The 21105-nt window shown below is 41.0% G+C and carries 18 protein-coding genes and 1 pseudogene; 3 read left to right on the top strand and 16 right to left on the bottom strand.

The genetic code is table 11. The features are described from left to right. Nucleotides 1-7: 7 nt before the first annotated feature. The 3 genes from sufC to ACUTVW_RS04090 form a co-directional block, all read right to left on the bottom strand. Nucleotides 8-790 (bottom strand): Fe-S cluster assembly ATPase SufC, encoded by a 783-nt coding sequence (sufC, locus tag ACUTVW_RS04100; protein WP_441925694.1) that lies wholly within the window; start codon nt 788-790, stop codon nt 8-10. Between the two features lie 390 nt (nt 791-1180). Next, the gene (locus ACUTVW_RS04095) at nt 1181-1759 is read right to left on the bottom strand and encodes a DUF1802 family protein (protein ID WP_445644602.1); all 579 of its coding nucleotides are present in this window, start codon (nt 1757-1759) and stop codon (nt 1181-1183) included. 150 nt (nt 1760-1909) lie between these two features. Then, the gene (locus tag ACUTVW_RS04090; protein ID WP_445644601.1) at nt 1910-2371 is read right to left on the bottom strand and encodes a Dps family protein; all 462 of its coding nucleotides are present in this window, start codon (nt 2369-2371) and stop codon (nt 1910-1912) included. Nucleotides 2372-2669: 298 nt separating this feature from the next. Between ACUTVW_RS04090 and mtnK the strand changes: the two genes are divergently transcribed. Together mtnK and mtnA are read left to right on the top strand one after the other, a co-directional pair. Further along, nucleotides 2670-3887, top strand: coding sequence for an S-methyl-5-thioribose kinase (mtnK, locus tag ACUTVW_RS04085; protein WP_445644600.1), 1218 nt, complete (start codon nt 2670-2672; stop codon nt 3885-3887). 23 nt (nt 3888-3910) lie between these two features. Further along, entirely contained in the window at nt 3911-4975 is a 1065-nt protein-coding gene (gene mtnA / locus ACUTVW_RS04080) for an S-methyl-5-thioribose-1-phosphate isomerase (protein ID WP_445644599.1), read from the top strand. Nucleotides 4976-5180: 205 nt separating this feature from the next. Here mtnA and ACUTVW_RS04075 read toward each other — a convergent pair whose 3' ends face one another. The 12 genes and pseudogenes from ACUTVW_RS04075 to ACUTVW_RS04020 form a co-directional block, all read right to left on the bottom strand. Further along, entirely contained in the window at nt 5181-5483 is a 303-nt protein-coding gene (locus ACUTVW_RS04075; protein WP_445644598.1) for a YunC family protein, read from the bottom strand. Nucleotides 5484-5789: 306 nt separating this feature from the next. After that, nucleotides 5790-7523 (bottom strand): CBM96 family carbohydrate-binding protein, encoded by a 1734-nt coding sequence (locus tag ACUTVW_RS04070; protein ID WP_445644597.1) that lies wholly within the window; start codon nt 7521-7523, stop codon nt 5790-5792. Between the two features lie 236 nt (nt 7524-7759). Continuing rightward, nucleotides 7760-9178, bottom strand: a complete 1419-nt coding sequence (locus tag ACUTVW_RS04065) for a hypothetical protein (RefSeq protein WP_445644994.1) — start codon at nt 9176-9178, stop codon at nt 7760-7762. A gap of 180 nt (nt 9179-9358) precedes the next feature. Further along, nucleotides 9359-9961, bottom strand: a pseudogene (locus tag ACUTVW_RS04060) (LamG-like jellyroll fold domain-containing protein); the annotation flags it as partial. A gap of 82 nt (nt 9962-10043) precedes the next feature. Beyond that, nucleotides 10044-11396 carry a LamG-like jellyroll fold domain-containing protein gene (locus ACUTVW_RS04055; RefSeq protein WP_445644596.1) on the bottom strand — a complete coding sequence of 451 codons (1353 nt, stop codon included), beginning with the start codon at nt 11394-11396 and terminating at the stop codon, nt 10044-10046. A gap of 54 nt (nt 11397-11450) precedes the next feature. Then, the gene (locus ACUTVW_RS04050) at nt 11451-12644 is read right to left on the bottom strand and encodes a discoidin domain-containing protein (protein WP_445644595.1); all 1194 of its coding nucleotides are present in this window, start codon (nt 12642-12644) and stop codon (nt 11451-11453) included. Nucleotides 12645-12703: 59 nt separating this feature from the next. Further along, nucleotides 12704-15784 (bottom strand): discoidin domain-containing protein, encoded by a 3081-nt coding sequence (locus tag ACUTVW_RS04045; protein WP_445644594.1) that lies wholly within the window; start codon nt 15782-15784, stop codon nt 12704-12706. Continuing rightward, nucleotides 15784-16491: a hypothetical protein gene (locus ACUTVW_RS04040; protein ID WP_445644593.1), complete on the bottom strand. Its 708-nt coding sequence runs from the start codon at nt 16489-16491 to the stop codon at nt 15784-15786. The genes ACUTVW_RS04045 and ACUTVW_RS04040 overlap by 1 nt, the downstream gene beginning before the upstream one ends. Before the next feature lie 4 nt (nt 16492-16495). Beyond that, nucleotides 16496-17068 (bottom strand): hypothetical protein, encoded by a 573-nt coding sequence (locus tag ACUTVW_RS04035; RefSeq protein ID WP_445644592.1) that lies wholly within the window; start codon nt 17066-17068, stop codon nt 16496-16498. Between the two features lie 32 nt (nt 17069-17100). Next, nucleotides 17101-17721 (bottom strand): hypothetical protein, encoded by a 621-nt coding sequence (locus tag ACUTVW_RS04030; protein ID WP_445644591.1) that lies wholly within the window; start codon nt 17719-17721, stop codon nt 17101-17103. 79 nt (nt 17722-17800) lie between these two features. Then, nucleotides 17801-18343 (bottom strand): hypothetical protein, encoded by a 543-nt coding sequence (locus tag ACUTVW_RS04025; protein ID WP_445644590.1) that lies wholly within the window; start codon nt 18341-18343, stop codon nt 17801-17803. Nucleotides 18344-18658: 315 nt separating this feature from the next. After that, nucleotides 18659-19711 carry an RNA dependent RNA polymerase gene (locus ACUTVW_RS04020; RefSeq protein ID WP_445644589.1) on the bottom strand — a complete coding sequence of 351 codons (1053 nt, stop codon included), beginning with the start codon at nt 19709-19711 and terminating at the stop codon, nt 18659-18661. Nucleotides 19712-19955: 244 nt separating this feature from the next. Between ACUTVW_RS04020 and ACUTVW_RS04015 the strand changes: the two genes are divergently transcribed. Further along, nucleotides 19956-20543: a hypothetical protein gene (locus ACUTVW_RS04015; RefSeq protein WP_445644588.1), complete on the top strand. Its 588-nt coding sequence runs from the start codon at nt 19956-19958 to the stop codon at nt 20541-20543. A gap of 124 nt (nt 20544-20667) precedes the next feature. Here the strand turns inward: ACUTVW_RS04015 and ACUTVW_RS04010 are convergent, their stop codons facing one another. Continuing rightward, entirely contained in the window at nt 20668-21054 is a 387-nt protein-coding gene (locus tag ACUTVW_RS04010) for a DUF423 domain-containing protein (protein ID WP_445644587.1), read from the bottom strand. Nucleotides 21055-21105: the final 51 nt, after the last annotated feature.

The raw sequence follows: 21105 nt of genomic DNA, 5'->3' as shown, positions 1-21105 counted from the left end.
TTTGTCTTTACGCTTCTTGACCTACAGTTTCATCTGTGATTCCCAGTTCTGCTTTTACCCAATCATAGCCTTCTGCTTCCAGACGTTGAGCCAGTTCAGGTCCGCCGGATTTCACGATCCGACCTTGCATCATAACGTGAACGTAGTCAGGAGTGATGTAGTTAAGCAAGCGTTGGTAGTGGGTAATGATCAAGAAACCACGATCTTCGCTCTTCATTGCATTTACACCGTCTGCGACAATTTTCAAAGCATCGATGTCAAGACCGGAGTCGATCTCGTCAAGGACTACAATTTTAGGATCAAGCAGCATCATTTGCAGAATTTCATTCCGTTTTTTCTCACCGCCGGAGAATCCTTCGTTCAGGTAACGATGAGCAAACTCAGGGTTCATATCAAGTTCTTTCATTTTACCTTCCATTTGACGAATGAACTTGATCAGGGAGATTTCGTTACCTTCGCCGCGGCGAGCGTTGATCGCACTACGCAAAAAGTCGGAGTTCGTTACGCCCGCAATTTCGCTCGGGTATTGCATGGCCAGGAATAGACCCGCACGTGCACGCTCATCTACAGCCATATCCAGTACATCTTCGCCATCAAGTGTTACTGTACCGTCAGTTACTTCATATTTAGGATGTCCCATCAGAGCAGAAGCCAACGTGGATTTACCTGTTCCGTTCGGTCCCATGATTGCGTGGATTTCTCCACCTTTCATCTCCAGGTTAATTCCCTTCAGGATTTCTTTACCTTCAATGGTCGCTTTCAGACCTTCAATGACGAAATTCGTAGTCATGTGTATTGTTTCCCTCCATTGATTAAATTGATGTTTGCTGTGAAAACGAAAAAGCGCCTATTATATCTGAACAGGGCTTCCCCTGACTTTCTCTGTTTCATCATACATCTGTGAAGCAATAATCACTTTAGAATAATTCTAAACTGATTCTCAATGATTATCAAGTCATTTCCTATCAATCGTTATCTTTCACAGGAAACTTCATTCCTATTGATTCTATAATAAATGCCGGTTTGAATCAAATGAGAAAACATTTTCTCCATGATTAGACAGTGATATAAATCACAAAATTCACAGTTTGTTCAGCTTCTGCGCCGAATGAAAAAGGACTTATCCATTTCTGGACAAGTCCTCCACTGTAACAACATTAAATTCTTCTAAATAAAAAGATTACATTCTGAGTGTCTCGTTAATCTTCTGTACCTGTTCGGCAAAATCCGCAACGTCCAGCACCGGCGTCATATCGCGCGTCACCAGACCATTCGGAATGGAAATCCAAGAACGGCAGCCATTATACTCAGGCAATACGGAAATCTCCATCGGTTCCTGCAAACGGTACACACGTAAAATCAAAACATGGAGCGGATCTTTCTTTTTCCACTTCAAACGGGATTCGGCAAAATCCGCAGTCCACATATGATATTCCAGAAGTCGATCCAGCATCTCCTGATCTCGAATCTCCAAATCCTGCGTTACTTCAGCATACGCTGTAATGCAGACGGTTGAAGCTTCAGGCACCCATTCGGCCAGCGATTCTTCAACATAGGATTGATCCAAGGACTTGATCAGTTCTTTACGCTGATGCTCATAAGTCGGATACAAGTAAAATGCCGGACTTTTCAACTCAAAATGTTTTGTTTCCTCTACAATCCCGCCCTTGCGCATCACCATAATCTGGCGACCGTTTTCCAGCGCTTTGATGGCAGAAGCCCATTCCTTTAATGCCGGTATCGCTCTAGTGTCTAACATTGTGTTAGCCCTCCCCTGTCACTCTTGACAGCAGTATAGACGCTCGGGCACTCATCTGACAACTTTGAGCAGGCGGCACCGGACACTTTACTGGTGAACACAGCAGCAGCGAATGGGTTAGAGACGGATTAAAGTCCGCCCTGAAACGGTTTAACCCAGGTAAGAGCGAAGCATCCACATATGTTTCTCCAGATCTGCTTTGAAGCCTGTCAGCATGTCTGCAGTTGGCTGATCTTCAGCCGCATCGGCCAGATCAATTCCTTCTTGATACTCATTGGAAAGTGTTGCGAAATCTTCAATCAGGTTTTGTACCATAGCGTTAGCATCTTCTTTACCGGAAGCTTCCTGAATCGATGCCATCTCCAGATACTCTTTCATCGTTGCTGCCGGGCTGCCTTTCAGTGTAAGCAGACGCTCAGCGATTTCATCCATTTGAACGGTGATTTCGTTATAAAATTCTTCAAATTTTACATGCAGTGTGAAGAAGTTCGGGCCTTTTACATACCAGTGATAGTTATGGATTTTGACATACAGCACGTTCAGGTTAGCCACCTGACGATTAAGTACTTGTTCCACGGATTTCGCTTGATCTGTTTTGTTTTTTGTAGCCATATTCTATCCCATCCTTTAATTTAAAATGTAGTCTGTCCAACGTCATTTTCAGGTGACCCTGCACGCAAGACAGAAAGTCAATGTTAGAACCCGCTGGGTCCACCAAAGTGTTGTGCGGCGCGGTTTAACCCAACCATCCGGCCTATTCTTTTTTACCCTTGAGCCCGATCTTCGAATCACGACAACTCTGACTTGTCTCAAAAAAAAGTTCAAAAACCGCGCTTTATCCGATATACTGTCATAAACCAAGCAAAGAAGTGGGTTTTCCTGTTTCTTCATATATATGGAGGTGGCACCTTTGACTCAATATCATCCTTTAACCCCACAAGAAGCGATCGAATTAGCCAAAACTTTACCGGGTCCATTTACGGCAGATGCGAATCTGGATTGTCGTGAGATCGGTGACGGCAACCTGAATCTCGTTTTTCATATTACGGATCAGAACTCCGATAAAAGTATCATTATCAAACAGGCGCTTCCTTATGCGAAAGTGGTGGGCGAATCCTGGCCGCTCTCCCTCGTACGTGCCCGCATTGAACGTGAAATTTTGCAGGAAGAATATCGACTATGCCCGGGAATGGTTCCCGAAGTGTATCATTATGACGATGATCTTGCATTAACGGTTATGGAGGATTTAAGTGACCATGTCATTATGCGTAAAGGTTTGATTGACGGAGATTCTTACCCTCTTTTTGCCCAGCACATTGGGGAGTTTATGGCGAGAACCCTCTTCTTCACTTCCGACCTCGGCATGAACCAACAACAGAAGAAAGAACAGCAGGGACGCTTCGTCAACCCGGACCAGTGTAAAATAACAGAAGACCTGATCTTTGATGAACCGTATCGGATTGCACAAAATAACAACTATGAAGCAGCGATTGAGGATGAAGCCGAAGCGCTTCGTACGGACGAAGCACTGCATTTGGAGATTGCTTTGCTACGAGAAAAGTTTCTGACCCACGGCCAGGCACTGCTTCATGCTGATTTGCACACCGGCAGTATTTTTGTCACAAGCGAGTCGACCAAAGTAATCGATCCTGAATTTGCTTTCTATGGACCGATGGGCTTCGATGTAGGCGCCGTACTGGCGAACCTGCTGCTTCATCATGTTTCGCTGTCTGGCCGTTTTCAGGATCAGTCTACACGGAATGAACGTGAAACGGAGTTATTGGATATGGTACGTGATGTATGGACTGAATTCGAAACTCGTTTCCGTGCACTCTGGGCTTCTGATCTCATTGACCCGATGGCTAAAACGCCAGGTTATCAAGACCTGTATGTACAGCAGCTATTTCGAGATACGATTGGTTTTGCCGGGGCTAAAATGGTACGTCGCATCGTAGGACTTGCCCACGTCGCTGACATCGACACCATTACGGATGCTACTGAACGTGAACATTCACAGCGCAAGGCACTGGCCGTTGGTAAAGCCTTGATTAAGAACAATCGTCACGTAAATACAATCGGTGAGGTTCTAGATCTGGTATCTTCTGCTCTCACAACGGTTAAAGTCTAACATTATTGAACGGAGGAACATCCATGACAACCCCTGAACACCAGCCTCTGTCTTCGCTAAATTGGAAAAAGGACAAGCTTGAAATGCTCGATCAGCGTTTACTGCCCGAAACGATTCTGATGCTGAAACTGTACACCCCTGAGGAAGTATGGGAATCCATCCATTCCATGAAAGTACGCGGCGCTCCTGCCATTGGTATCGCAGCAGCGTTTGGCGTTGTGCTTGGAGCCAAAGCTTATGATGGTATCGCCATTCAAGGTTGGCTCGATCATGTGAAGTCTGTCTGTGCACACTTGGCGACATCTCGCCCAACAGCGGTAAATCTGTTCTGGGCGTTAGATCGCATGATGCAAAAGGCTAACCAAGTGGCAGAAGCCGGATTGAGTCTGGAAAAAAGCACGGACGAACTTGAAGCGGAAGCACTATTGATTCAGAAAGAAGACGAAGAAGTGTGCCGCATGATCGGGGAGAATGCCTTGCCTCTCTTTGCGGATGGGATGGGTGTACTAACCCATTGTAATGCTGGCGGTTTGGCTACAGCCAAATACGGCACGGCAACTGCTCCGATGTATCTCGCACAGGAACGCGGCATTCATCTCAAGGTTTTTGCTGACGAGACACGTCCCGTCCTTCAAGGTGCCCGGTTGACAGCATTTGAGCTGCAACAAGCGGGAATTGATGTCACTCTGCTATGTGATAACATGGCTGGCATGGTCATGTCCAAAGGCTGGGTACAAGCTGTTATTGTCGGTACAGATCGGGTAGCAGCTAATGGAGATGTCGCCAACAAAATCGGTACGTACAGCCTCGCTGTGCTAGCCAAGGCGCACAACATTCCCTTCTATGTAGCCAGCCCATTATCAACCATCGACTTGTCCACATCTTCCGGCGATCTGATTCCCATCGAGGAACGTGCTGCAGAGGAAGTTACCGAAGGATTCGGCAAGCGCACTGCACCGCAGGGTGTTAAGGTATTTAATCCAGCCTTTGACGTAACTCCGAACGAATACGTTACTGCCATAATTACGGAAAAAGGTATTGTTCGTGCTCCTTTTCAGGAGAACCTGGCTGCTTTATTCGCAGAATAAAAGACAGTAAGCATGTAAAAATCATGTAGAGTTCTTTGCATAAGTAACGTTCGAAGAAATATTTAGTATAGAAACTATATAACATAGCCACCAACCGTAGCTGTGGGTCTGTAAAGAAAAGGGACAAGAAGGATACCTCCGACTTCGTCCCTTTTTTCGGTTCTATTACTGTAGCGTAGTGTGGAAAGGTGTTCCAGCACTTGTTTTAGATCATTTTTAACAATGCTTCTGCGCCTGTCATACCTACGGTAATTCCCATAGCTTCTGCTTCAGTCGTTACCGATTCCATAGGTGCATGAAGCAGTTGCTCCAGTGTTCGTACACCAACCGCACGCGCAGCCACAATCTTGCGATCGCCCAGCTTATCATTCAGTAAACCCACATCAAGAGCGCCGCACATGATATATCCTTTGGATGTATTAATTGTTAACAGTGTCGTTTTGGGAAGTTTCACTTCTACCCCAACGAGCACATGCTCTCCCACCACAATCGGCTCCATCGTCACCATAATCTCACGATCCACCTCCTCTTCAACAGATCACGATAATTGTATGCCTGTTGGCGAATCGCCGTGTGGACACCTGCCGTGGAAGGAGAAAAACTAAAACTAAAATGGAGAAATTAGGAGGAAATTACGTGTTTACGTTCCCAGATGGAAGCAAAATGCCTGTAACTCAACAAGATATTTATAAAAATGAATTAGATGAATAGAAAATGAATATAACAAAGAAGAGGGCAGCTATGCCCTCTTCTTTCAATTTATTTATTACCTCACCTAATATTTTATTATCCTACCTAGTCATGAAATATATTTTTATAGAATATAGGAATATGCATGATCCCCTTGACCTTTAAAAGTCACTGTTGTGACTAGATCACTTACAGCCCGTTTACGAACGCTTGCAACGACATTTAATTCCTCATCAGCAACGACTCTCGGTTGGACCCAGGTATACAGATCAGGTTTAGAAATGATCATCTCCGTGTGCAGATCTGCAATTTGTCTAACCTCAACCATGGACTGGAGATCTTTCCATTCTCGAACCTGAACCAAACTCTCCAAGTATTCTCTTTCCTTGACGCTAATATGTACTTCCAGATCATTCGAATATTTAACTTCCAGGCTTGAAAGAGCATCCGGTCTGGATACAATCAAGTGCGAAATCATCTCTTCGACAAAAGGAATCTCTATAATACTATGCTTTTCATCTTCATCAGTTACTCTCGTCCACAACACACTGTCAAGATCAGGTCTACTCGACGCAAGTGCCGAAGTTATTGCAGCTTCATCACTACGTATAATCGTTAACACCGAATCCAGTGTTTTTCTTGCTTTAGTGTAATTAGAAACTGCTACGACCGAAGGTAATTCAGGTGTAGATATGTGTAAAACGTTCAATAAATCTGCAGCAAAAGGCCTGGATACGGTCAACTCACTGACTAGAGAAATCTTCGGATCAATCGTTATGGCTGACGACAAATCAGGATGAGATATAGCAAGTTCCGCCACTTTTTCATCTTCGGTGCTTTGCCTAACTGCTAATTCGCTGTCTCTATCTGATTCTGTGCTTATCGAAACTGTAATCTTGGCTGGAGCTTCAGGCTTGGAAATACGAATGGATGCCTCTTGCTCACTCACCGTTCTTTCAACGATCGAAAGGATTGAATCCAACTTTGCTTCCGTTCGATGTCCTACGCCCATATATGCATTCAGATCTGGACGATTCACAGCTACAACGGCAGGCGCATCATGATGCATATGATCTTCATAACGATGTACATATAAAATAGATTGCAGCCAAGCAAAATCGATATCACTATGCACAGTTAATATGGCATTGAGTTCCTTACGTCCAGCTCCATAGACAAAAAGTTCACTTTGTTTTTCCGTACGTCCAATGGAATAGATCTGCGAAGTAATATATTTAATCTGTAATACAGGTGGCTTGGCAGACTCACGGGTATTGAAATAGATTGGAGATAAGCCACTAGATTGAATCATCATGCCAATATTTTGGAGTTCACCGTTCCTGAGCATCTTCAATATGTCCATCATATCAAATTCAACATAACGCTCGCTTGTATTGATTCGATAGCTTGATGTTAAGCGTTGAATGGAATGAGGCTTGTTCGCGTACGTGATCCCATATTCACTCCACAATGTATCCGGCTGATGTAGTTCAATAGATGCTCCTGGCGAGATTGTTCCTGTGTAATATATTTTCAGCTTGGCTTCTTCCAGATACATCAGATCAGGTATTCGTGTGTCTATGTCTCCAAAGTCAATGAACGATTCGAATTGCTCCAATTCATCCCGGCCTATCATCATACGCTGTGTATCACCAAAATTGATCGTTTGTAAGCGGAGCAGACTACGAGTCATTGCATCTGCCACAGGTTTCAAGTTCAACGTGACTCTTGGTGCTTCCAGAAGCTCATATTTACCCTGTGCACGATTATGTTCTCTTACATAAAGTGCACTTTCCAGATCATATTTGGGTGAGGCCTGGATGAAGCCATGCAGATCGGATTGCGTTGCATACACCACGGATAACGAACTTCGCATTTCTTTGAATTTTTTAACACGAACAGAGACTCGGGAAAACCTCTCACTATTTTTCCTTATAGCAGATGTCAATGTTGAGGGCAAATCTGTGTCTATCTGATTGTATAGAACGTATTTCGCTCGAAAACGATTATCCGGACTTTTAAGATGTATGTAGCTGTTTAATGACGTCTCCCCGTTGTTAATCCCACTCACTTCCTGTCTCATTGTATTGAGAGCTACACTCGATCGGCCTTGACAATCATCTCAAAAATTCCATTCGGGTCTGGCTTGGCATGAATATCAGTTGCAATCCGAATATAAAAATCAATGCTTTCTTCCGGCTTGATGAGCCCATAAGTCAAGTAATCCATCGGCAGAAATGGATCCGCCTGTCGGGATAATTGAACTTCAACTCCACTCGTTTGCAACCTCTTGTCCATTTCGAGATAAACATGATCTACAGCGTATCCAAGTTGATTAATCAGTTTAACTTTCTTGGTTAATGTGGTTTGACCAGCAATAATCACTTCATAATCAAGCTGCTTCAGAATGCCTCCAAACGTATCCGATAAGTAATCTCCTGATTCGTCCATAAACATGAGTCCTGAATAAGTTCCAATAAAACTAAACTCCTTGGAATCTACCGCACCCCAATAGTCCTGGAACTCAACTCTTAACAAATTTTCCTTGCCAAAGATTAGCTTCCGTTCATCCACGTTAATCTCAATATTAAACGGCGAAGGCAGTAAACGTGTAAACTGTCCATCTGCTGGATAATACGATTGGCCGTTCAAAAGCACACGATATCTCACTTTACCCTTGTCTGCATCTTCCAGTACTCCTTGAAGTTTATTCCCGGAGAATGTCAGGTTTATCGTCGCCATTGTATTCAGGATTTGTAACGCCATCTGCTGAACTTCCACCGTATGACGAGGAGCATCCACAACCATCTTCATCTGATCCAAAGCATAGTTGTTCTCATAATGCTCACTATTATCTAGATAATACGCTACCCGTGTGAGTCCTGCCAGGTCTTGTTGAGAAATCGTATTTAGCGTTTCAACAGTCATGCCTTTTCTTTTGAACAATGTCGTGTTCTGAATGTCCAGACTGACCCACCTATCGAAGCGATACGTTTTCCACGTCAGCCCGGAATCAAACGAAGCAGCGAATCTTAATGTCCCCTCGGTGCGACTGTCAACGATTTTAGTAGCCACCAGCTTTTTGAGATCCCCGTATAATACCAGATCGGTTGGCTGTACAATCATCTGCTCGAACGGTAGCGCATCATAAATTAGTGACATATCTCGATTGCCAGCAATAACCTCTTCATCATTGGTCCATGTCACCACGTCAAAATCTCCCTCAAGTTCATCCAATGGGGAGTAGTTCGCCGTAAAATTCAATTCTGCCGTTGTTTTCGCCGGATCGTCTGTATAATAGAGCACGTCCACAGTTTCGCCTAACTCGTCGTAGAGGGTGAATGGTTCGGTTTCAATCGTGATCGTTGATTCCGCTTGATTCGGGTCGTCGGTGTATTCAATGATTTTAATCTTTTTGTCTTCCCACTCTTCCGCGAGGGTGAACGGTTCGGTTTCGATGTTGAAGGATACTTCCAATCTCTCTTGCTCGTCAGTGTAATAACATAGATCCACTTCACCTTCTAGTTTTGACCATACAGATTCAGAAATGTTAGATAAATCAACTATTCCATATTTTATAATATCTTGCTCTGTTATGGTTGATGAAATGATTATCCAATTTTCGTTATTTAAATATTTATAGTTCCCCTCGTGATAAACAAGGAATCTGTTTTCCACTCCCGATATTACATCATTGTATATTTCCACTTCATCCATTTGACCCGAATAGAATAATCTTGCCGCTGATAAACTGGATGCACCTATTACAAGATTTGCACTTGCAGACACAGTTTCAGTTGCGGTAGCCGTTGTCTGTGTTACTGGATTTTTCATATCATCAACGTATAATTTAACAGCATTAACCGATGTAGTCCCATCCCATGTAAATAAGACATCGTGCCATTGATTGTCACATACTGAATCAGGTGACCAAACTCCAAATCGAAATGAACCAGCGATCCCCTTACAGCTCGTCCAACCAATCTGACCAGTGTTAAGTATAGCTATCCTGTTTCCATGTCTATCCGAACTTCCAAGCTCATTGGAGACTAAAAACTCATTGCCTGATGGAATACCATTGCGTTTCAATTTAAATCTAATGCTCTTTTTTCCTATTGGTATAACTTGACTATTAAATTGAATTAAATCTGATCCTTTGAAAGATCTTGCATTTCCTTTAAATCCAGAAACAATTGATGTACCTGTAACAGCAGTAGTGTTCGCTCCTCTACTGTCAATGACACTCGTAGGAATTGTCTCATCCAATTTGAACCAAGCTACCCCATGCTTATCCATATTGTACTTTGTGTTAGCCATGTATACCTCCAGCTCCTTTCCTAACACTCTATGATACCTGTCAAAAAATCATTTCATAAACTTATGTAATTGATACGCTTTTGATTGGTAATTGAGACGTGTCGATCTTTTGTTTGAAGAGTTTACCTGATTCAAACTGTATTGAGTCATGTTTGTTATATTCTCGAATATTCAATTCTTCATTTATATCCATCTGAAACCCTTTGTCCATTCCCTTTTGAATATAATTAATTTCATTCGATGGAATTTCTAATAAAATAGGGGGCATTAATCCATAGAATTGAACGAAATAAATGGTAATCCAGGCGTTTCCACTCGTCACCAATGTTGCTTCTAATTTGTAGTAACTATATTTTTTTTCATTTTGCACATCGAAGGTTTGTATTGTAGATGTATTTGATATCAATGATGTTTTTGTATCAAGTATGTCCCAAGAAGTTCCATTGTTAGATGCCATAAATTTAAATGTTCTCAATCCGGCTAAAAAAGAATATCTTTTCACACATACAGGTTCATTGAATTTATAACCTATATATACTGGTTTTGATGAATCAGGTATGAAGTTAGTCCCATAATATGTAGTCCCATCATTATCAAATGCCTTCCATGTGTAACCCGTTGAATAGCTTGCCGATCCGATAGCACTACCAATTTCATTATCAAATCTATCCATCACTGGAATTAGCGGCATGCCAACCTTTTTGTAAAAGGAATATGTTGTATCTTCTGATGAAACCACAAATTTATTAGTAATGGGATCAATCACAGAATTATAGATTTCAAAGGAGTCTAAGTCGAATTTTGCATAAAACGAAGCGGATACCGCCCGTCCGATGGTCAATCCACCTGTAAAATAAGGAGTTGTTTCTTCCGACAACGATGTCGCTTGGGCCACAGGCGTTTTCATATCGTCAACGTACAGCTTAACTGCATTTGTATTTTTCGTTCCATCCCACGTAAATAGATAATCGTGCCATTGACCATCACAAATATTATTTGGAGTAAAAACTTGAAATCTTAATGCATTTTGTGCTTGCCCAGCATTAAAAAACAACCTTCCAGTTGATAATTCCACCCCACATCCAAGGCCGTGCTGAGAGGCATAACTTTCAACTGTCATAAATGGATAAGCATTACTAGAGGGGAGTGTTGTGGGAAAACGCATTCTTAAACGAATACTCTTTGCTCCCGCAGGTATGACAGGATTCCCATTAAATTTAATAAAATCACTTGTTCCGTTAAAGGACCTTGCTTTCCCTGTGATTCCAGGAATAACCGTCGTTCCATTTACTGTTGCTACGCTTGTTCCCTTACTATCCACTACAGATGTTGCAACTGTTTCATCAAACTTATACCATGCAACTCCATACCTATTCATTAAATACGTTGTATATGTAGGATTATAATTTGACACATCAGCATCTCCTTTCACAACCAAATAAACACACCGAATTGGTGTGTACTGGAGCTATCCTAATTTAATTTTATGCACTCTACGCTTTGACATATCAACTGTATGTTCAAAGGTTTTTCCTGATTCTAGCGTTTGTTCGACGCTAACTACGTCTTTCAATTTCGAGTATATCTCACTAGTTACATCTTCCATACCATACTTAATAAATTCATTTTCTCGACACCTATCTAATTGTATAATTAAGGGTTCGATTTTTTCATGCATTGATAATTCACTTATTAGCATACCCCTGCCATTTTGATATGGAAGAGTTATACTCAAACGATAAATAACATATGAAGTTTCGTTTTCAAAATCAAAATAATCGTAGTCTCCTGCCTTCCATGTAGAGAAGCTTTTCACTTCATTTAGCACAATCCAACTTACTCCATCATTAGAGCCTTCAAAAGTCCAACTTTTAGGATAATAGGGTTCCTGTGAAGATAGTTGTTTAATCCCATACCTATTAATTCTTTTGGGAGTAACGAAAGCATATTGAATCCACCAGGGAGTGTTTGTACCAGAGTACCAAGAGGTAGAGTCGCTTATATCAAATGCTTTGTAAGCCTCCGCACCAGAATTAGCTTGAGAAGCACTGGCTGCTCCTGCAGATGAAACATTACTTGTCAACTGGGGAATGTAACTCTCTGTGTATGAAGTCTTTTCTACCCTAAAAGACTTTTCACCAGAAAAAAGTAAGATCTTGCTTGAAATAATTGCAGGAACAAAAAGTGTCTGTACAGTATTAACCTGACTCGTTGGCGTGATAATAGTTTGGACTAGAACTTTCTCATTTTCATCTACAAGTTCAACATTAACAGGCTTATCTATTCCCCTATTAGTGAATGCACCATCAGGACGTGCCACAAACTCAATTTTATATAATGTACTTAAGGGAGCTTTAAATTCAACAGTCAGTGTGTAAGCAGAAGCAGCGCTATCCGTAAGCCAGTAACATTTATCTGTGTATGTCCCACGTTGTGGTTTATTTACATCAAAAGGAAATGGCATGTAATAATAATTATTTGATGAGTATCCAACAGTCGCGGTAGTTAAAAAGTTCTGTGTTTCTCCGCTGGTTGGATTAGCCGAAATTTGTGTTCCAGAGTTCACGATTTCACTTTCACTCTTATAAAACCTCACTCCGCCGAAAGCTGTATATTGATAACTTGATTTTTGTAGTATGAATCTTACTTTCTTTATAGCCATCAGATCCTAACCCCTTTCTTATATGATCAAATTAAAAAGAAATAGAATCAGTCATCTGTCTACTTCACATTTAAGTTTAGAATTTCAATATATTTTTTCAAGTTTATACTTGTACTAAACATTTCACCTGCACCTAAGCTACCCTTTTTACTCAGCGCTTGTTTAAATTCAAAAGGTTTTCTATTAAATACGTTCAAATCCGCCATTCCTTCACTAATGAAAGTATTTTCTGATGGATGAGTTGTAGATATGATGCTCCATCCCTGATTAGTTATAATTATCCTTTCAAACATTCTTAACTCTGCTACAGTTGTAAATGAATTCCCACCATTATTCTCAGATATATTTAATCTAAAATTAATGAAACTCTCTACTGAACTCTCTGTAATTTCAAAAATTCTTGTCTCGTTTATACTCCAATTTGTTACATTCAGCTGAGTATCTAATACAGTCCAACTTACTCCATCATTTGAACCTTCGAAAGTCCATTTTTTTGGCGCTGATTCTTTTGCATAATCGCCTGCTACAGAAGAGTTCCTAGAAGTTATTGAGTACTTATATACACTTACTTTGCCTGTGAATTTATAAGCAAGCCATCCTGTCACTTTGCCACTTTCAGTTGCCCAACAATCTGCTGCATTTGAAGAAGTCCCATTGAAAGCTCTCCATGGCTCATATGTAGATGCACCAATATATATACTACTAGCGGCAGCTATACCTGATGGTGATGTGTTCGAGTCCATAAATGGAATTGCAGTTTGCTTTGAATAAGAATAGTTCAACTCAGAGAATTTAGCATAAGTTTCATTATAATTAATTAACGTTTTATACATAGGAAGGATTACGATTTCCATCATAGGTCTGAACCCTGTGGCAGTTGCCGCCGCTACATAGGCTGATGGATTGTATCCGCTTGCCCCTGCGTTTCCATTTGCCCCCCGACCCGTTCTGTTTCCTGCTCCAGCGACATTGGTCGTTGAAGTCCAAGAAGCACCACCATTATAATTCCATACATTGTTATCTCCAGCGGTCACTTTATCATTCAGAGTAGAGTTCCCAATATATTTATCCCACTCATTATCTTTGTCTGCAGCAGTAATACCACCTGTAAGAAGACGAATTGAAGTAACTGCCTCTTTAGGTCCTGCCAATGAAACTGACAAACCACTAACCACTCCACTCATGTTTAGGGTATCCCAACTAATACTATGTTGAATGTTTCTATCTGCTACTAACCGTTTTCGACCATTCCAATCTTCAACCATAATGTAGTAAAAGTCACCATTTGGCGTTGCAGAACTCGTGGCAGGAATTAATTCAGAAGTTTGCTCTCCTAATCCACTAAAAAAACCCATCGTATTTGCTGTTGAGGACTGATAATGACATCTAATGCGTTTGCCAACTTCAAGTTCTGTAACAGTCGTTACTTCTTCTGGATGAAATAGGCGACCATCATAGCCAATATCAATTGCATCAATATGCATGTTTGTAGTTCCAATTACCTTTTTAATTGTCATTTCATGTCTACCATTAACTAGATTTGTTCTCTCGTATACCATAGTTTGTGATTTTCTCTTAGGCGACACTAAAGATATCGATTCTTTATTGCCATCCAATTCTATCTCAACACTTGGATCATATGTGCTATACAGCTCAGCGATCAAACGAATCTTGTTGCCTGTAAAAGAAAATTTAATATAATTCCCTATAACATTGGTATATAAAACAGAACCCCCTTCAAAAATTCGACCAGTTTCATTTGCTTGGGTTTTCCAATCAGTCCCAAAGTGTTCAGGTATAATATCTGCATCGTATCTCTTCCAACCAACCTCTGGAGAAGACAGTTGTGATCCTATTTGAGCTAACAATTCACCATTTTCATCAATATCAATTGCATCTAAATCCAATCTCCAACTTCCATTGGTTCCGCTGGTAAGCCTAACCTCATGAACGCCTAATGGCAAATTTAGCTTTTCGTAAGTGAGTCTTTGTCTCAAGGCTATTGTGCTTCCCGTTTTCGCACTAAAATATTCTGTATTTTCATCAATGGTTACCAAAATATCATCTGCAAAATCTGAGCCTGTACTTGATATTAATCTAAACTTCGTTCCATAGAATTTAAGCTTAATTTCATTCCCACCTAATCCTTGAGCGGAATAGTGATGCGTTGAATTATATAGACCTGATACTCCTGTTTGTTGGTAGATCCAGTTTTCTCCAAGATAGACAAAAGCACTGTGGCTATCATCATATCTTCTCCACCGTGGTTCTGGTGCAGTTAATTGTTGTCCCAACTGAGCTAACAAGTAACCAGTATTATCTATATCTATTGCATCTAGACCATATACACCATTCCCTTTAATGGTGATGATGTGTGTTCCCAACGGAAGTCCTGACTTTTCATAGTCCATTGACTTGTATAGCAAAGCTCCATTTTGAGAAAAAGATGTATCTTTGACCTCATCAATAAAAACTTCTATATTGGTTGACCGATTTGTATTTTTTGCTCCAATCAATCTAAACTTAGTTCCGTAGAACTTAAAATTAATCTGACCTGTAGTATCTTGGGTAAATATCGCTGATGTATTGTGAAAGTTACTATCTGTAGTATTCCGCGCTATATTTCCACTTACTGCTACTTGTGGACTCGAATCATCGATTCTCTTCCATCCTGATTCTGGAGCAGTTAACGCATAGCTATACAAATATCCTGTTTCGTCAATATCAATTGCATCTAAAGTGTAATTTATGCGATTATGTCCAGTTGCAATAGAAACCGTATGAAATCCCAAAGTCAGTCCAACTTTCTCATACACTATAGCTTGCTGAAGACTAGATGTACCTACTGTACGAAAGGCACTGTATATCTCTGTTACACCATCTATGGTAATAGCGTTGTCAGAATGCCTATCAGAATAAAAATCAGAGATAATCCTGAGTTTTGTTCCAAAGAAGGAAAATGTAACATAGTTATTATCAACGGCTCGGCTCGTTACTCTTATACTTCCACCATAGTAACCTGCATTGGTTGGGGATGGAGTAGTCCACGTTCCTGTATACTTTAAGCAAGGATGAGTGTCATCATATCGTCTCCATCCTGCTTCCGGTTCTTTGATTTGCTCTCCTACTGTCGCCATCATTACACCTCCTTATATTCAAATACTGGACGAAATCCACAATCAACAGAAGAAGTATTAGTCGGGTATATCCCAAATCCTCCCCAAATACCAGATAGCAGACTATTCCCTCCCCTAATACTTCTGTATGTGCTATTCACTTGTGCTGATTTTGTACCTGAACTTGAGGTATAGATCCCATTAGCTGAAGTATCACTTGTCCAAGTTTGAACACCTTGATCGTAATTCCACACATCATTCAATTTCATTTCTTTTTGAATTAAGGCGACAGGAAAATTAATGATGTATTTATCCCATTCATTATCCACAGGGAAACATCCCATGTTCTTGTTTTCAAAAGTTCTATTGCCATCAACATCCGCATACGTAACTCCACCGCTAAGACAACGAACGACACCCGAGACCCCACTAATGGTACGTGGTGAGCCTTCAACAAATCGATTGGCGTTCAGCCAATCCCATGTCACCGTATGGTTTACAACTCGATCTGCTATCAATAGCCCTTTACCTACCTTGATCGCATACCAAAAATACTTGGACGGCATATTAGCTAATGGATGTCCTGTTACTGGAATTTCGGTATAAGCACTTGTACTTCCCCCAAAAATATATCCAGTAATGGTAATATCGTATTTCCAGACAATATAATCGCCTACCATCATATCCTCTACACGTTCTCTCAACTGCCCGGTCGTTGCAGGAACTGCCATCGAATCACCCCTTCCCTACTCTGATCTGATCTATCTTTTTGAATTTCGTACGCTCAACCTTTTGTTGATAGACCGCTCCAGTTGAAGTGACCGCTGTCTGATCCATTTTTAATGAGTATTCGCTCTTTAACCTTAGTACACCAGAATCACTCTCTACGTAAGGATTGCTATACTTCCCCTTCTCCATGAAACTGTCTGTGTAAAAGGTAGATTGCTGCTTCTCGGCAGTGATCTCAATTTTCACCTTGGCATATTTCGCCTGAGCTTTGGGAACAGCAGCTTGCTCCTGCACACCCTCATATTCAGTCCACTGAAATCCGTCATCCGAGATACTCCAATAGATCTTATATACCGAACCAGCCAAGCTATGAATGTGGGCAGATACTCCCTTGAAAGAAGCAAACTTATCCCGAATCAGAATAGCCTCTGACTCCCAGAAACCCGAGGATACATAAATTACATGTCCATCCGCATCTCTCCCCTGTTCTTCAAGTCTTAACTTTTGATCCTTGTAAATCGTATTGTTAAACGTACCAATGGACAAATCAATGTCTAAATCAATCTCCTGAATCGCCATATCCACACACCCCTTATCTTGTCGAAATCTCGTTAGCGAAGATCCCAGTTTATGATTCCCGCGTGGTTCGCTTTTAACGAAGCTACGACCCGATCTATAATCAACCCATTTTTACGAATGATTAATTGACCGGGCAGATCTATATTCGAAGTAATCTTAATTTGAAAGAATGCATTTTGATTCATTGGTAAAGAGCACACACATTGAAAGTTGATAATCGCATCGTGCAGATCCATTGTTTTTTTGTAGCCAAAATTAAAACACTCAATCGCATTTTTGAAAGCTCCCGATTTATTTCGGCCAGTGAACTCTCTTACGCTTGTTTCGGAAGATCCATTCTTGTATTGGATAATATCATTGTATACAAATGTTCTTCCCGTTAGCGGATACTCTTGCCCTTCACATTCATAAGCGATCGAATAACGATCCATGTTGATATGAAAAACTCCGTTGGCAACGTTGTAATATACCTGCGAACCTTGCCCAATGACTCCGAAGTATACGAGCTTATCTTTTTGAATATCATAAAAATTCGTTGAACGTTTTGTCTGCAGATCATATTCGCTCAAAAAGGTTCCATCGTAATAATCAGCAATCCATACATAAGCTTGCGGTACCGGTGAACGAGCATACTGCTTCTGACCTAAAATCACAATTTTGCCTCCTCAACTACGGTATAAAAATGGAAAGAGACAGACCGAATAGCCTGTCTCGTTCTTTCATCTCCTAACCTTACACGTAACGATAGGATATACGTTTCTTGAATTCCTGTTTACCGCTGCGAGCGTTCAAAGGAACTTCACATTGAATGGAAAGTGTCACATAGTTACCTGCGGCATCTTGCGGTTTGCCATTATTGTTAACTCCCAGAATTTCTTTTGCTCCTGGCACCAGTGGTGTGGTGTGTGGTGTACCCGAATAATCCAGTGTTGTTTTACCTGTCGTTCCAATCGGCTTCGAAAAGTCTCTACCTATACGCGAGCTCTCTTCATCCAGATCATTTTCTCCAAGAGAGTCCACCTGCACATGGAACCAGTTGTTTCTTACAGCTTCAATATTGAATTTTTCAGAATCCCCATTGCCTCCATCCAGGTCTCGCGTAGTAATGGTGCAATCTTCCATTTTGGATACATCCGTATCACCGCCTTTGTTATTCCAAACATTGAAAATAAAAATGTCACTTTTATCATCAGCATCAATAACTTGATAATCAAACGGAGCTATAATCTCCTTGTTATGTGTTGCGTCCATCCATGAAATAATCGGTTGTGTCATACTAATCATTCTCCTTTGTGTTAAGTTCTAATTCGTTAATTGAATGGTAACGATTCCAAGGACTACCCCTACAGAACAATATCCTTTCACATTTAGAATTTCTCCTTAAAATGGAAAAGGGGCCTAAACTCCAATAATCTCCGGATCTCCCCCTTTCTACAGCTTCTCTAATCAAAGCTTCTACTTGCGCTAAAGTTAATTCTTTTGACATAATTCCCCTGCCTAGTTCATCGTATAGAATGATGATTTAAAAACTCTAATTTTCGCTATCGCTAAACTACAACGACTGAATGAATTAATATAATAATTCAGATGTCATTCATCCTTTAATTCTTCCGGTGTTACTTTGGTTACGCTAAAAGTGTATCCGTGATAACCACAACATAACAGGTAGTCGTTTATTCCGGTGTATGCTTGCCAAAGCTTGAGCATAGACGTCGTTATAATCAGATCCACTTCACGTATATCTACCGACTCGCCCCAGGCATCCATGACCATATATTGACGCGCGATCCGATCAGCCAATTTTTGATAATCAAACGTGAACACCATGCCTTTGCAGAAGCTGTTGCGGATACAAAAACCACGAGGGATATAATCATGACCAAGTTCTTTTGCCCATAAGTTACTCAGTGCTGGTGAAATCAAACCGAATCCATCACTCATACTCAATTGAACGGGCTGATCTTGTTTCTTCTCAACCTGGGGATATTTGGTCTCGGCATCATCTGTTTGAATAATATCAGCACAAAATCCGATGATAGAGTCCGGTACAACCAGCACACGCTCAGGATGAGATACTGGAGTACTGGCATTACAAGCAAGAGCTTTGTAAGCCTCCAATTTGGCAGGAATCATCTCCATATTTGGATTTCTACCATTATTCAATCTGCGTTCCAGTGGCGCGTGAATATCCTCACTCACGTAGATCACAGTTGAACTCTTGGCACCACAAGTGGTAGCCATCAAACGCTTATATTTTTTACCATTCAGCTCAAATCCGTTAGATGCGTTTAAGCGATCGTAATCTTTATTATTTTCGATGATGACCAGTAGATAATCTGCAACAAACTTAAGTTTATTTTGATCCTCATGCAGCTTTTTAATCGTTCGTTTATGGTGAACCGTCGTCTTTAACGCTTTGATGCGCTTGAGTTCTTGCCGAATCTCCTGCCACTGTTCTTCCATTTTCTTCTGTGAACGAAGCTGATCAATGAACCGGAGAACTTGATGGTTACCAATTTCTGCCAATTCTCCGTTTATTGAAGCCTCCTGATAGGTTAGAGACAGTTGATAATTCGCCTTTTGAATTCGTGAAGAGGTGACCTTGTATACGTATCTCAATCGATTCTGATATGAATTGTCCATTGTATTCCCCCTAATGCTTCCTAACCTGATTACTAAATTATAACTGGGACTCAGGTTAATGAAGTCTGCAAAAGGGATGTTCATGGGCTGAAAAAAGAAGAATATAAAGCAAAAGCAAAGGAGGATTCCAAGTTTTACAATTAGCCAGTTTCTAAGCCTTTGGTACTATGATTTCCATCATTTTAATGCTATAGTATATTGGAGTACATATGTGCTTACACATTATTTAACGGGGCTGGGATGAATGAAACAAACCTTATCCAATCAAGATGACGTTGGCTTTTTATTCAATGTCGATATACTTATTAAGAGCCGCTCAAATGCATTGGCACTGCAGTCCCTGATCGAGTTCATAAACAAAGAACAACAAATTGCGGACTTTCGGATTCACTCCGGAATAGAGCTCGGAAAAATGATTGAAGCTATGCTTCAGGCCAAAACAAACTCCCCTGACTCCAATTTGGAGTCATCACAAGTACCTATTGAGCAGTTAAACTCCAGTAAGTCAGACCAAACTGTTCCTTCTGTTTCGTCCGAATTACATCAAGAATCAGTCACTAAAGAAACCGTTACTAAGGCCGATAAGAAAAAGCCTTCTGCCGACACCTCACATGTTGCAGATTCTAATTCGTTCGATGCCTGGATCGAATCCTTAATTAAAGAAAATCGCCTCACTCGAATTGTTGTGAACAACAAACATGGCAAACACCAGAGCATTCCTTGTCGTATTCTGAATTTTGACCGGGATAACAATGTGGTAACCATTTACCATGTGGATGAAAAACAAGTCTACACGTTCCGAACTAACGAAATTGACGAGTTTTTGCTGTAAACCTTTAGATGTAAACTAATACTTAACACGAACTTAATTCAAACCCAAAAAGCAACCTGAACTGGAATGCCAAACATCCAACCCAGGTTGCTTTTATTTTAACATTTTTCTGTAACAAGGACTGTTACATATCTTTCTTACCCCGTTTCCAAACGTCCATGGCCAGTAGTAACCAGCCGGCAATAAAAGCTACGCCACCAATCGGTGTGATAGCTCCCAATATTTTGATACCCGATATGCTCAGTACGTACAGGCTTCCCGAGAAAATAATGATTCCGGCGAAGAGCAAACGAGCTGCCCATCTCAGCTTCGTTGACGCTCCCAATTGCCCCGCGGTTAATCCAACAATCAGCAAAGCCAGCGCATGAATCATATGGTACTGTACGCCTGTTTCGTATGTAGCAATTGCACTTGCACCAATTTTGTCCTTAAGCATATGTGCACCGAATGCACCAATAGCCACAGACAGCATCGTTAATAAGGCTCCAATCATCATCCATCTTCGCTGCATATCTATTCTCTCCCTTGATTCATTTCGGACTCCATTTATTGTAGCGAATTC

The organism is Paenibacillus sp. TSA_86.1 (assembly GCF_052691815.1).
This window is presented reverse-complemented; position numbering and strand designations above follow the sequence as displayed.